Source organism: Orbus sasakiae (assembly GCF_039542345.1).
Lineage (GTDB): Bacteria > Pseudomonadota > Gammaproteobacteria > Enterobacterales > Orbaceae > Orbus > Orbus sasakiae.
This window is the reverse complement of the sequence record NZ_BAABHY010000015.1, coordinates 14,896-27,337: the sequence shown is the minus strand read 5'-3', so window position 1 is coordinate 27,337 and position 12,442 is coordinate 14,896. Positions and strand designations below refer to the sequence as shown.

The 12,442-nt window shown below is 38.2% G+C and carries 12 protein-coding genes; 7 read left to right on the top strand and 5 right to left on the bottom strand.

Annotated elements, in window-relative coordinates; genetic code table 11:
- Window positions 1–86: 86 nt before the first annotated feature.
- Window positions 87–1,094: an ornithine carbamoyltransferase gene (gene argF / locus ABEA36_RS12965; RefSeq protein ID WP_345492777.1), complete on the top strand. Its 1,008-nt coding sequence runs from the start codon at window positions 87–89 to the stop codon at window positions 1,092–1,094.
- A gap of 263 nt (window positions 1,095–1,357) precedes the next feature.
- A complete protein-coding gene (locus ABEA36_RS12960) occupies window positions 1,358–1,855 on the top strand; it encodes a phosphatidylglycerophosphatase A family protein (RefSeq protein WP_345492776.1) in 498 nt (165 codons plus the stop codon).
- Window positions 1,856–1,906: 51 nt separating this feature from the next.
- Here ABEA36_RS12960 and ABEA36_RS12955 read toward each other — a convergent pair whose 3' ends face one another.
- The 4 genes from ABEA36_RS12955 to ABEA36_RS12940 form a co-directional block, all read right to left on the bottom strand.
- The gene (locus ABEA36_RS12955) at window positions 1,907–2,722 is read right to left on the bottom strand and encodes an HAD-IIB family hydrolase (RefSeq protein ID WP_345492775.1); all 816 of its coding nucleotides are present in this window, start codon (window positions 2,720–2,722) and stop codon (window positions 1,907–1,909) included.
- Window positions 2,723–2,821: 99 nt separating this feature from the next.
- The gene (gene hslO / locus ABEA36_RS12950) at window positions 2,822–3,718 is read right to left on the bottom strand and encodes an Hsp33 family molecular chaperone HslO (RefSeq protein ID WP_345492774.1); all 897 of its coding nucleotides are present in this window, start codon (window positions 3,716–3,718) and stop codon (window positions 2,822–2,824) included.
- 20 nt (window positions 3,719–3,738) lie between these two features.
- Window positions 3,739–4,134 (bottom strand): ribosome-associated heat shock protein Hsp15, encoded by a 396-nt coding sequence (gene hslR / locus ABEA36_RS12945; protein WP_345492773.1) that lies wholly within the window; start codon window positions 4,132–4,134, stop codon window positions 3,739–3,741.
- 107 nt (window positions 4,135–4,241) lie between these two features.
- Window positions 4,242–5,888, bottom strand: a complete 1,647-nt coding sequence (locus ABEA36_RS12940) for a hypothetical protein (protein WP_345492772.1) — start codon at window positions 5,886–5,888, stop codon at window positions 4,242–4,244.
- 374 nt (window positions 5,889–6,262) lie between these two features.
- Between ABEA36_RS12940 and greA the strand changes: the two genes are divergently transcribed.
- Window positions 6,263–6,739, top strand: coding sequence for a transcription elongation factor GreA (gene greA, locus ABEA36_RS12935; RefSeq protein WP_345492771.1), 477 nt, complete (start codon window positions 6,263–6,265; stop codon window positions 6,737–6,739).
- 48 nt (window positions 6,740–6,787) lie between these two features.
- On the opposite strand, the gene yhbY is transcribed toward greA, so the two are convergent.
- Window positions 6,788–7,084, bottom strand: a complete 297-nt coding sequence (yhbY, locus tag ABEA36_RS12930; protein ID WP_345492770.1) for a ribosome assembly RNA-binding protein YhbY — start codon at window positions 7,082–7,084, stop codon at window positions 6,788–6,790.
- 102 nt (window positions 7,085–7,186) lie between these two features.
- Between yhbY and rlmE the strand changes: the two genes are divergently transcribed.
- From rlmE to glmM, 4 genes are all read left to right on the top strand, one after another.
- Complete coding sequence (rlmE, locus tag ABEA36_RS12925; RefSeq protein WP_345492769.1) at window positions 7,187–7,813, top strand: 23S rRNA (uridine(2552)-2'-O)-methyltransferase RlmE; 627 nt, start codon at window positions 7,187–7,189, stop codon at window positions 7,811–7,813.
- A 77-nt stretch (window positions 7,814–7,890) separates the two neighbouring features.
- Entirely contained in the window at window positions 7,891–9,804 is a 1,914-nt protein-coding gene (gene ftsH / locus ABEA36_RS12920) for an ATP-dependent zinc metalloprotease FtsH (protein ID WP_425571949.1), read from the top strand.
- Between the two features lie 63 nt (window positions 9,805–9,867).
- Window positions 9,868–10,701: a dihydropteroate synthase gene (gene folP / locus ABEA36_RS12915; protein ID WP_345492768.1), complete on the top strand. Its 834-nt coding sequence runs from the start codon at window positions 9,868–9,870 to the stop codon at window positions 10,699–10,701.
- Between the two features lie 344 nt (window positions 10,702–11,045).
- Window positions 11,046–12,380: a phosphoglucosamine mutase gene (gene glmM, locus ABEA36_RS12910; protein WP_345492767.1), complete on the top strand. Its 1,335-nt coding sequence runs from the start codon at window positions 11,046–11,048 to the stop codon at window positions 12,378–12,380.
- Window positions 12,381–12,442 lie beyond the last annotated feature (62 nt).

The following is a 12,442-nucleotide window of genomic DNA, read 5'->3' as shown; positions in this document are numbered from 1 at the left end:
GCTAATAAAAACTTTAGCTTGAATTTGAATAATTATTCAAATAAAATTATCGGCAATGATACGGAATTTTTAAGGAGACTGATCTTATGCACGGTTTTTATCAACGCCATTTTTTACGCTTACTCGACTTCACACCTGCTGAAATTAATCAATTAATTGAACTTTCAATCGATCTGAAAAAAGCAAAGAAGCAAGGGCGAGAACCTCAATATTTGGTTGGTAAAAATATTGCGCTCATTTTTGAAAAAGACTCAACGCGGACACGTTGTGCATTTGAAGTCGGGGCATTTGATCAGGGGGCTTGTGTGACATATTTGGGGCCAAGCGGTAGCCAAATTGGTCATAAGGAATCGATTGCCGATACTGCGCGCGTGTTAGGCCGTATGTATGATGGGATTCAATATCGGGGTTATGGACAGGAGATCGTTGAGACGTTGGCCAAATGTGCGGGTGTACCCGTTTGGAATGGTTTAACCAATGAAGCCCATCCAACTCAAATTCTTGCTGATTTTATGACCATGAAAGAGCACATTGGTACTCGTGATTTAAGTAGTGTTAAATTTGCCTATTTAGGTGATGCGCGTAATAACATGGGGAATTCGTTAATGGAAGGTGCCGCTCTTATGGGGATGGAGATTCGATTAGTCGCGCCCAAAGCCTGTCAGCCTGAAGATGGTTTAGTCAAACGATGCCAAGAGATTGCCGCCAAAACAGGTGCTAAGATTATTTTAACGGAAGATGTTGAACAGGGCGTTAGTGGGGTTGATTTTTTATATACTGATGTTTGGGTTTCAATGGGGGAACCAAAAGAAGTGTGGGATGAGCGTGTTAAATTATTAACGCCATATCAAATTAATCAAAATGTTATTAAGTTAACGAAAAACCCGCAAGTTAAATTTATGCATTGTTTACCCGCATTTCATGATATGAATACGACTGTTGGCAAACAAATGGCGGCTCAATATGGCTTAAATAATGGTTTGGAAGTCACCAATGATGTCTTTGAATCAAAACACAGTATTGTGTTTGATGAGGCTGAAAACCGCTTACATACCATTAAAGCAGTAATGGTCGCAACATTAAGCAAAGACTAATTTTAGGAACGTCAAACAATATCACTTTCGTTGCCCCAAAATAAATAAATAAATCAAAGCGTGCAATGCACGCTTTGTCTATTCAATGACGATATATCATACTCATACCATTTGGTTATCCATTGCTCAATAACGATTCGTGTACGACGGTTGATCATGACGAATAATAAAAAACACCATGATTGTTCAATTTTTGCTTAACACGCTTCATTTTTGTGATATAACTACATCCCTCATTTGAATTTAATGAATCAATAATATCAATGGCAAAATCAAGCAATAACCAAAATTTTAAACAAAACCTCAAACTCACCAATCCAATCCATTTTTTATCTGTCGGATTAGGGAGTGGTATGTCACCGATAATGCCAGGTACAATGGGCTCATTGATGGCAATTCCGTTATGGTTGTTATTTAATGGATTAACTCCTGTTTTGTACTGGATCTTTATTGTTGTAGCCTTTATTTTTGGTTGTTTTATTTGTCAAAAAACCTCTGATGATACAAATACTCATGATTCAGGACATATTGTGTGGGATGAGTTTATTGGGATGTGGATAACCTTATTTTTTATCCCTCATGTGACGATTTTATGGATTGTCATTGCATTTGTGGCATTTCGACTGTTTGATATGGTTAAACCTTGGCCGATTCGTTGGTTTGATCAAAAAGTTTCGGGTGGTTTTGGGATTATGATTGATGATGTGATTGCTGCCATATTTTCATCATTGGTCGTTTATCTTTTAAGTCTATGGTGGTAAATTAATTGCCCTTGTCAGTCGGGCAATTAACGGTTTCGCTGTTTGATATGACTAATTTTTAGCGGGGAATTGCAACGAGATGAATTGATCGATCGTGTTTAGCACACTATTATCGTCATTAGTTCCAGTAATATAACGCGCGGCATGTTTGGTTTCATCAAATGCATTGCGCATGGCAAAACTAAAATCACCAGCGTGCATCAATTCTATATCATTTAGACCATCACCAAATACCATGGTTTGTGCTTTTGTGACATTAAGCAATGTTTGTAATTTTTGTACCGTGGTGCCTTTATGTACACCATACTTTGATATATCTATCCATGCGGCTTCTGATGCGACGATATAGGCTTGGTCAAAAAATTGCGCCAGCTTTTCACGCGTTTCAAAACAACGTAGTTGGGCGTCATAAACGGTTATTTTTACAAAATCTTCCGCGATTAATGATAAGTCATCAATGGTTTTAACGTTCGCATAAGACCCTTTTATTTTTTGTTGTTCACTATCAGATAAGCTGGATTTGATATAGGCACAACTTGGTGTACAGGCAATAATAATATGTTCTAATGAAACGTTTTCCAACGTATTAATAATGGCTAAACCCAATCTATTAGCAAGCAGTGATTGATAAATATATTGACCATTATGTTTAATTCGCGTTGCACTGTCTCCTAAAATCCAGAGATCTGACGCAAGCGTTGGACCAAATAGTTGTTCAACGCGTTCACACTGCTTACCAGTACAAGGTGCAAAAATAATGCCTTGTTGATCCATTTTTAATTTAACACTGCGGTATAATTCGCGATCAAAGTCACCTTGGCTATTTAAGAAAGTGCCGTCCATGTCCGTTATTATTAGTTTAATCATATTAGGATCTCATGCGTTATACATTGATAAAGTGATATAGGATAGTTTAATTCGAAATAGCCATCAACTCCCCCCAACCATTAGATTGAGGGGCCAATATTAATGAAGCGTGTCTTTGAGCTGATGTTTGCGCAAATTTTCAATATCAATTTTGTCGAAAATATAATGATTACCACAGTAATCACAATGCATATCAATATTACCATCTTCGGATAGAATGGTATCCACTTCGTTTTCGGGCAAAGTCACTAATGTATCTTCACAACGTTGTCTTGAGCAAGTACATTTAAATTCAACACATTGACCATCAAATAAGCGTACGTCTTCTTGGTGATAAAGTCGGTAAAGGACTTCATCAGCAGGTAATGCAAAAATTTCGTCTGGTTTGATAGTTTCGGCTAAAGTCGTAAGATGTTCAAATGAAGTTTGTGTATCTTCACTCGCCGGTAACACTTGTAATAATATGCCAGCAGCCATGGGCATATTTTGGTAAACACCCGTTTTTATCACTAGTTTTGTGGGTAATTGTTCTGATTGTTTGAAATAATTTTCAATACAACCGGTCAGGGTATCGGCTTCAATTCCTACTATCCCCTGATAACGCTCGCCTTTTTTCGGCGTAATTGTAATAACGATGTACCCATTACCCAACATCTCTTTTAACGTGGCATCATCTTTGATTTCACTGTTAACACGAGCGACCCCACGCATTTGTTGATGATTATTACCATTAATCACGGCTAAATTAAGGGGACCGTCACCTTGTAATTGTACCGTAATATCGCCCTCAAATTTTAAGGTTGCGGTCAACAAACTCGTTGCAACTAATAATTCACCTAATAAGTGTTGAACAGGTAAAGGATAATTATGGTTGGCTAATATGTGTTGATAAGTTTGGTTCAAATTGACCAATTCACCACGAATAGCATGATTATCAAATAAAAATCGCGATAATTTATCGTGATGAGTGGTTTGTTCTGTAGTTGTTTGGTTCATATTGACTCCTGATGAATAAATTATTCACCATATTTAAATTTTATCAAATTACGACGTTCTTTTTTATCCGGGCGGCGATCAGGATGCGGCATGGTTAAAGCACCTAATTTACGAGCTTGCGCTATCTGCTCTCGCTTTACAATACTGGCTTCATTCTCGCGATATAACATTTGTGCTTCATTTGCACTGCGTCGCTGCTGGCTTAATGCTAAAACGGTGATGGTCTTTTCATCACTGCCTTGCCGCAATTTAAGCTCAGCGCCAATTTCCACAATTTTACTGGGTTTAGTTCGTTGACCATTATAGTGAACTTTACCACCTTCAATCATTTCACGAGCAAGTGAACGTGTTTTATAAAAACGCGCAGCCCATAACCATTTATCTAATCGCATTAATTGCGCAGCATCATTCATCATGATTTCCAACTTATGTTATGCAATGAATTAACCCTTAAAGCCACCCGCTATTATGAGCGGATATACCCAATTGGATAGTTAATATAATTGGGACTGATTCTGCTAAATCAATAGCCAGTCAGTTTATTGTCTTTAATCGGGTAGCTATTACCATTCGTTTTTAATACACCGTTAAGTGATAATGGGATTAATAGACCTTGTAATTCAACAGTAAATTTATTTGTTGTGAGTGGGTTATTGATTAAATGCCATAACGCCAGTACTTGACTATCAACCGTGTGAGCATTAAGGGTTAACGATTTCAGCTGTTGAGTCGTAAATAAATGCGCCTGCCCTTCAAGAATACCTTGTTCAATCAGAGTACTGAATGTTAAAAGGTAATTTTTATCTGTTAACGTCATGCTTAAATCGGGTTTATTTAATTCAACAGTATTGAATGTAGCGTTATCTGCCTTTAATAACATACTCCCATTAATATTGACATGGTGTTGTGAGGTATTAATGTTAATATCATTACCAAAGGCTTCAAATGAACTGAGTTGAAATGGAAATTGCGGGTCTGTATCGATTAATAAGCTTGGCATCAGCATAAACTGCTTAATCACAATATGATCAGGGAATATATCTGGTAGCGTGTGTGTATCAAGGGTTTGATACCAACGAGTGGGGAGTTGATAACGAATGCCACCTGCAATCATATTATCAATGGTTAATAAGCCATTTTGCCAGCTTCCCGCCAATTTGATGTTACCTTTATTCCATAATGCAATCGCTTGTTCAAGAATGATCTTATCATCGGCATGATACCATTGTAATAACGGTTGTTCGACAAGCTCATCTTGCCAAACAATACTTTGTGCATCGAAGGATAAATCACTTTTGTCTAGTTGCCATTGACCATCATAACGGATATTTTTAGCTTCAAGATTTGCTTTCTCGATCGTTAGGTTTGGCAAGCTAACACTACTGTTGATTATCGACAATAATTGTACTGTTGTATTGGGTAAGTCTGTTATCAGGTCATTAATACGCGACACATTATCGGTTGATTGAAAATGAATATTATTTAATTTTAATTGCGCAACATCGATCTGATTGTTGGGTAAAATAACCAAATTTGCAGTGAAAAAGCCTTGGTTGATATTCCCACCAAGATTGGATAGCCGAAGTTGCTGGTTTTTTTGTATGCCTTGCACAAAGACCGATTCACTTTTAAATTGATTATAAATAGCACGCTGAATGGTAAAGTTAAATTGGGTATCTAACCGATCAGTCAAGAGCCGTGTCGACCAAGGCTTCGCACCGCCATAAATATTGCTAAGGGTTATTTCGATATTCTGAGCTGTATCAAGGTAATGCACGGAGATGTTTTTAAGTTGTAAAAATTGTACATTGAATTCAGCATTGTGCTGTAATACCTCAATCTGACCATTTTCGAGTAATAGATAATCCAAGCGATTTAGTTGTAATAGATCATTTTTAAGTAAACCAATGACGACTTTTTGGCTGGTGAGATAAGTCCTCGATTGCGCTTTATCCTGAATTTTCAGGTTTTCGAATGTGAGTTCATACGGTTTTGTAATTGAATGTGATACCCGTTCAAACGAAATCGTATACTGACTATTATAATTGGAGAGCATTAGACCCGCATAATGCGCACCCCATTGAGTTTGAACTAATAAGTAGGGCAGGATAAAGACAAACCAACTGATGGCTATCAAAACTAATAAAAGTAAACGTAGTCGTTTGAGCATAGGGTGTCTTTATTTTTCGTTATCGTGTTCCTGTTGATTATTATACTTTAAATCATTTTAGATGAAATGTGCATTTTAAATTAAGCGTATGTCTTTACAGCAAACAGAAAATAGACGCTTTTTTTACACTATAATTAGCGATTACAACAATAAAATAACGAGATTTTGAACAAGACAGAAGCAATATGTGATAACTGTAACTTTAAACAGTGTTTTACCGCTTGCCTTATCTTAAATAATCGCTAATATATTGAGTAACAGAACAGAAATAAAACTCTCCCTTTTTTAAAGGGAGTGTTTTTTTATTGCTTATGGAAAATTCAAATAATGAATTTCATTTTATTTGTAAGGAATAAATATAAAGGAGGATTGCTATGCAACAGATCCCTATGACGATTAAAGGCGCTGAACTATTACGCGCCGAACTTGAAGAATTGAAAACCGTAAAACGGCCACAAATAATAGCAGCTATTGCCGAAGCAAGAGCTCACGGTGATTTAAAAGAAAATGCAGAATATCATGCCGCACGCGAGCAGCAAGGTTTTTGTGAAGGGCGAATTCAAGAAATTGAAGGTAAACTTTCTCAAGCACAAGTGATTGATATAACAAAAATTAAAAACACCGGGCGTGTCATTTTTGGTGCAACTGTTACTGTGTTAAATTTAGATACAGATGAAGAGATCACTTATCGTATTGTTGGTGATGATGAAGCGGATTTTAAACAAAATTTAATTTCGGTAAATTCACCGATTGCACGAGGGTTGATCGGTAAGGAACAAGATGATACTGTTTCGATCAAAACGCCTGGTGGGGATGTGGAATTCGATATTTTAAATGTTGAGTATCGATAAGTGCAAAAAGCCGCAAAATGCGGCTTTTTAATTCAGTTGTTGTATTGATTAGTGTTTAGGTAGTGCGATTTTCTTTTCTTCACTTTGCTTGAATAAAGTCAAAATTGAACCGATTAATTGCACTTGAACAGCGCCAGTTTCGCGAATAATTGCGTCACAAATCAATTTCTTGGTATCACGGTCCTCCGCTGATACTTTAACTTTGATGAGTTCATGAAAAGCGAGAGCATTCTCGATTTCAGCAAGTACGCCTTCTGTTAAACCATTTGCACCAATCATAACAACAGGTTTTAGGTGATGTGCTTCACCTTTTAAGTATTGCTTTTGCTTATTAGATAAATTCATGTAATTTTATATCATTAAGGGTTGTAATTTTGCTATTCTAACCCTATATAAAGTAAAACTTCAATGAATATTCGCTTTGATAGCATAAATGTAGGATAAAAAGTGAGTAATAAAAAACGCTCAGCCAGTTCAACGCGTTGGCTAAATGAACATTTTAAGGATCGCTTTGTACAGCAAGCTCAAAAAAAAGGCTTACGTTCACGCGCATGGTTTAAACTGGAAGAGATACAAAACACCGATAAATTATTTAAACCCGGCATGACGGTGGTGGACCTTGGTGCCGCGCCAGGGGGATGGTCACAATATGTGGCATCACAAATTGGTAACAAAGGCCGTATCATTGCGTGTGATATTTTGCCAATGGATCCTATCGTTGGTGTCGATTTTTTGCAAGGTGACTTTCGTGATGAAGCGGTATTAAGTGCTTTACTTGACCGGGTTGGCGAAGATAAGGTTCAAGTGGTCATGTCTGATATGGCGCCGAATATGAGTGGCCAGCCAGCTGTCGATATTCCTCGTGCTATGTATTTAGTTGAACTTGCGTTAGAGATGTGTCGTGATGTATTAGCACCCAATGGTAGCTTTATCGTCAAAATTTTCCAAGGTGAAGGATTTGAAGAATATCTCAAATCAGTAAGAGATATGTTTAAAGTCGTCAAAATTCGTAAACCTGAAGCTTCTCGTGCTAGATCACGTGAAGTTTACATTGTAGCAACGGGGCGGAAGTAGCCAGTTGTATTTTTTTATAGTACTATTGTGCTTTATTTTAGAATGAGCATAATCCATTATTTTTGAGGGGTTTTCTTTTGAACGACATGGTAAAAAATTTGCTTATTTGGGGTATCATTGCTGTCGTCTTAATTGCTGTTTTTAATCAATTCAGTTCAATGTCAAACAGTGGGCCACAAGTAGACTATGTAACATTTAATTCTGATATTACGAGCGGTAAACTCAAAGAAGTTCATATTAATGGAAAAGAGATAACAGCTGTTACAAACAATAATAATAGTTATGTGACTTATATCCCTTATACTGATCTAAAATTAATGGATGAGTTAAATTTAAATAAAGTCCAAACATTTGGTACGCCAGAAGAAAAACCAAGTTTATTAACAACGATTTTAATCTCATGGTTTCCAATTATCTTTTTGATCGGATTTTGGATCTTTATCATGCGTCAGATGCAAGGCGGTGGTAAAGGTGGGCCAATGGCAGTGGGTAAAAGTAAAGCAAAAATGCTAACACCTGACCAAGTGAAAACCAAATTTACTGATGTGGCCGGTAGTGAAGAAGCTAAACAAGAAGTGACAGAGGTTGTCGACTTTTTGCGTGATCCGAGTAAATACCAAAAATTGGGCGGACGTATTCCTAAAGGCGTACTGATGGTTGGTCCTCCAGGTACGGGTAAAACGTTATTAGCAAAAGCCATTGCTGGTGAAGCGAATGTGCCATTTTTTAGTATGTCGGGTTCTGACTTCGTTGAAATGTTTGTGGGTGTCGGTGCGTCACGTGTCCGAGACTTATTTGATCAGGCGCGTAAACATGCACCTTGTATTATTTTCATCGATGAAATTGATGCTGTCGGCCGCAAACGTGGCGGTGGTTCGATGGGTGGACATGATGAACGCGAACAGACTTTAAACCAAATGTTGGTTGAGATGGACGGTTTTGAGACAAACAGCGGTATTATCATTATTGCTGCAACCAACCGAGCTGACATCTTAGACCCTGCATTGTTACGACCTGGTCGTTTCGACCGCCAAGTGCAGATCGGTTTACCGGATATGAAAGGTCGTGAACAAATCTTAGCGGTGCATATTCGTAAAGTACCTTTAGATAATAATGTTGATTTATCTGTGTTAGCACGTGGTACGCCTGGTTATTCTGGGGCTGATTTAGCTAACCTAGTCAATGAAGCTGCTTTGTTTGCTGCTCGTCGTAATAAGCGTCTTGTTTCGATGGATGAATTTGAAGAAGCAAAAGATAAAATTAATATGGGTACAGAGCGTCGTTCATTGACGATGACGACAGAACAACTTACCAATACCGCATACCATGAGTCTGGTCATGCCATTGTTGGTTACTTAGTTCCAGAGCATGATCCATTGCATAAAGTGACGATTATTCCTCGTGGTCGAGCATTAGGTGTGGCGTTCTTCTTACCTGAAGGTGACCAGATCAGTCAAAGCCGAACTAAGTTAGAGTCGATGATATCAACCGCTTATGCTGGACGTATCGCTGAAGGTTTAATTTACGGTGAAGATAAAATTACCTCAGGTGCGTCGAGTGATATTCGTTATGCATCGAATGTTGCACGTGCAATGGTGACAGAATGGGGCTTTTCTGAACGTTTAGCGCCGATTTATTTTGAATATGAAGAATCATCATACGGTCCAATGAAAAAAATCTCTGATGAGACAGCCCGTATTATTGATGAAGATGTTCAAGCAATTATCAAACGCAACTATGATCGCGCACACAAGTTGTTGACTGATAATATTGATATTTTACATGCCATGAAAGATGCATTATTAAAATATGAGACAATCAGTGCGAAACAAATTGCTGAGTTAATGAATCGTCAACCAGTAACACCACCAGATGGTTGGACGGAAAAAGATGAGCATGCGGCGAAAAAAACACCAGTAGAAGGTGAGCCTAAAACAGAAAAACCGGTTGATATTGCCCCAGATGACCATTCATCTGACGACAATAGCTAAACCTAGCATCATGATTAAACGCGCTTATGCGCGTTTTTTTACAACTCAATTAGATAAGAAAATATGGAAATCAAATTTAACCAACACACGATGGATCTTACCTTTCCCCATGTGATGGGGATTTTAAACATGACCCCTGATTCATTTTCAGATGGTGGGCAATACAATAACTTAGATGATGCCATGCGGCGGGTTGATCATATGGTACAATCTGGTGCAACATTTATTGATGTGGGTGGGGAATCGACTCGCCCAGGAGCTAATGAGGTTTCAGTCGAGCAAGAACTCGAGCGTGTCGTGCCCGTAGTTGAAAAGATAGCTAAATATTTTGATGTTTGGATTTCAGTCGATACATCAAAACCACAGGTGATGCTTGAGTCAGCGAAGGCAGGAGCTCATTTAATCAATGATATTCGAGCATTAACATTACCCGGTGCTTTAGACGCTGCACAACAAACTGGTTTACCCGTTTGTTTAATGCATATGCAAGGCGATCCAAAAACCATGCAACAAGCACCTCATTATGAAGAGGATATTTACCAAACGGTGAATGATTTTTTTACTTATCATATCCAACGTTGTGTTGATGCTGGGATAGATCGCCAAAAAATTATGTTAGATCCCGGATTTGGATTTGGTAAAGCGCTTTCGCATAATTATCGACTCCTTGCAAAACTGGCTGATTTCCATCACTTTGGTTTACCACTCTTAGTTGGAATGTCACGTAAAACGATGATTGGTCAAGTATTAAACGTCCCCCCTTCTGAACGTATTATTGGCAGTATTTCTTGTGCCGTCATTGCGGCGATGCAAGGAGCACACATTATTCGTGTCCATGATGTTAAAGAAACGTTTGATGCACTGCGTGTTGTGCAAGCCACTTTAGCTGAAAAATAACATTCTGCGCATCTGCGCAGAATCAACGCATATTTTGACAGCTTATTTATCAATATATCCCCATTTAAATCTTAATATTGAGCATATTTAAATATGCTGACAAACCAATGAATTCATCACAATACTATTTAGCGTAAAACACAGATTGTACATCATTCGATAAAAATGATGGTCAAAGACGTGGGGTAAACATGGCAGCTTAGCTGACCTAGAATAAGCACAAAATATCGAAAATAGTGGTAAGAAAAGAAGGCTCAGTAAGTGATATTTTTTGATTATTATAGTAGTATGAGACACGATTAAGCATGTCGCCATAGTAAAAAAATAATAGAAGGAAACGATAAATGTCTGAACGTAAATATTTTGGTACAGATGGAATTCGTGGTCGAGTGGGTGTTTATCCGATCACACCTGATTTTGCATTAAAATTGGGATGGGCGGTAGGGCGCGTTCTGGCACAAAATGGTGTTGGTAAAGTGTTGATTGGTAAAGACACCCGTATTTCTGGTTATATGCTCGAATCCGCACTTGAAGCTGGTTTTGCATCAGCGGGTGTTGCCGCTGCGTTTACGGGCCCCATGCCAACGCCTGCTATTGCTTATTTAACTCGGACATTTCGGGCTAATGCAGGGGTTGTTATTTCTGCATCACATAATCCATTTTACGATAATGGCATTAAATTTTTCTCAACTGAAGGTAAAAAGCTTCCTGATGATATTGAATCCTTAATCGAACAAGAGCTGGAAAAACCATTAGATTGCGTAACCTCAGATAAATTAGGCCGAGCAAGTCGAATAACAGATGCTGCCGGTCGCTATATTGAATTTTGTAAGGGGACTTTTGATCATGATTTGAGTCTAGCTGGACTTAAAATTGTTGTCGATTGTGCCAATGGTGCAACATACCATATTGCCCCAAATGTATTGAAAGAGTTAGGCGCTAAAGTCATTAAAATTGGTTGTGATCCCGATGGTATGAATATCAATGAAAATTGTGGCGCAACCGATGTAAGGGCGCTTATTCAAAAAGTCCGCGATGAAAAAGCCGATGTGGGTTTTGCGCTAGACGGTGATGGTGATCGAGTGATCATGGTTGATCACAAAGGGAATGTGATTGATGGCGACCAAATTATTTACATTATCGCGCGAGAAGCGTTACGCAATGGTCAACTTAAAGGGGGCGTCGTTGGCACTCTGATGAGTAATATGGGGCTAGAAATTGCGCTAAAAGAATTGGGAATCCCATTTGTGAGAGCCAAAGTAGGTGATCGCTATGTGCTAGAGAAGCTTGTCGAAAATGATTGGAAATTTGGCGCAGAAAACTCAGGTCATGTATTGCTACTGGATAAAACCACTACGGGCGATGGGATCGTTGCAGGTTTGCAAGTCTTATCTGCGATGGTGCGTAATAAAATGAGTCTTGCTGATTTAAGCAGTGGTATGAAATTTTTACCACAAGTCTTAATTAATGTCCGTTTTGCGGGGCAGTCAGATCCACTTAATCATCTTGATGTCATTGATACAATTAAAGAAGTTGAATCATTATTAGAAGATCAAGGGCGAGTATTAATCCGTAAATCAGGTACTGAACCGTTAATCCGCGTGATGGTTGAAGGTCATGACAAAGAACGTGTTACTGAATATGCTCAGCGAATTGCTGATGCCGTTCAAAATAATTAGTTTTTAAAACAAGCCGCATTAAATAATGCGGTTTTTTTTGCCTTCATTTTAGGTCAATCACA

What these genes read in the sequence shown, in the direction of transcription:
- argF (WP_345492777.1), top strand. Translation starts at nt 87, where the DNA reads ATGCACGGTTTTTATCAACGCCATTTTTTACGCTTACTCGACTTCACA.
- ABEA36_RS12960 (WP_345492776.1), top strand. Translation starts at nt 1,358, where the DNA reads ATGGCAAAATCAAGCAATAACCAAAATTTTAAACAAAACCTCAAACTC.
- ABEA36_RS12955 (WP_345492775.1), bottom strand. Translation starts at nt 2,722, where the DNA reads ATGATTAAACTAATAATAACGGACATGGACGGCACTTTCTTAAATAGC.
- hslO (WP_345492774.1), bottom strand. Translation starts at nt 3,718, where the DNA reads ATGAACCAAACAACTACAGAACAAACCACTCATCACGATAAATTATCG.
- hslR (WP_345492773.1), bottom strand. Translation starts at nt 4,134, where the DNA reads ATGATGAATGATGCTGCGCAATTAATGCGATTAGATAAATGGTTATGG.
- ABEA36_RS12940 (WP_345492772.1), bottom strand. Translation starts at nt 5,888, where the DNA reads ATGCTCAAACGACTACGTTTACTTTTATTAGTTTTGATAGCCATCAGT.
- greA (WP_345492771.1), top strand. Translation starts at nt 6,263, where the DNA reads ATGCAACAGATCCCTATGACGATTAAAGGCGCTGAACTATTACGCGCC.
- yhbY (WP_345492770.1), bottom strand. Translation starts at nt 7,084, where the DNA reads ATGAATTTATCTAATAAGCAAAAGCAATACTTAAAAGGTGAAGCACAT.
- folP (WP_345492768.1), top strand. Translation starts at nt 9,868, where the DNA reads ATGGAAATCAAATTTAACCAACACACGATGGATCTTACCTTTCCCCAT.
- glmM (WP_345492767.1), top strand. Translation starts at nt 11,046, where the DNA reads ATGTCTGAACGTAAATATTTTGGTACAGATGGAATTCGTGGTCGAGTG.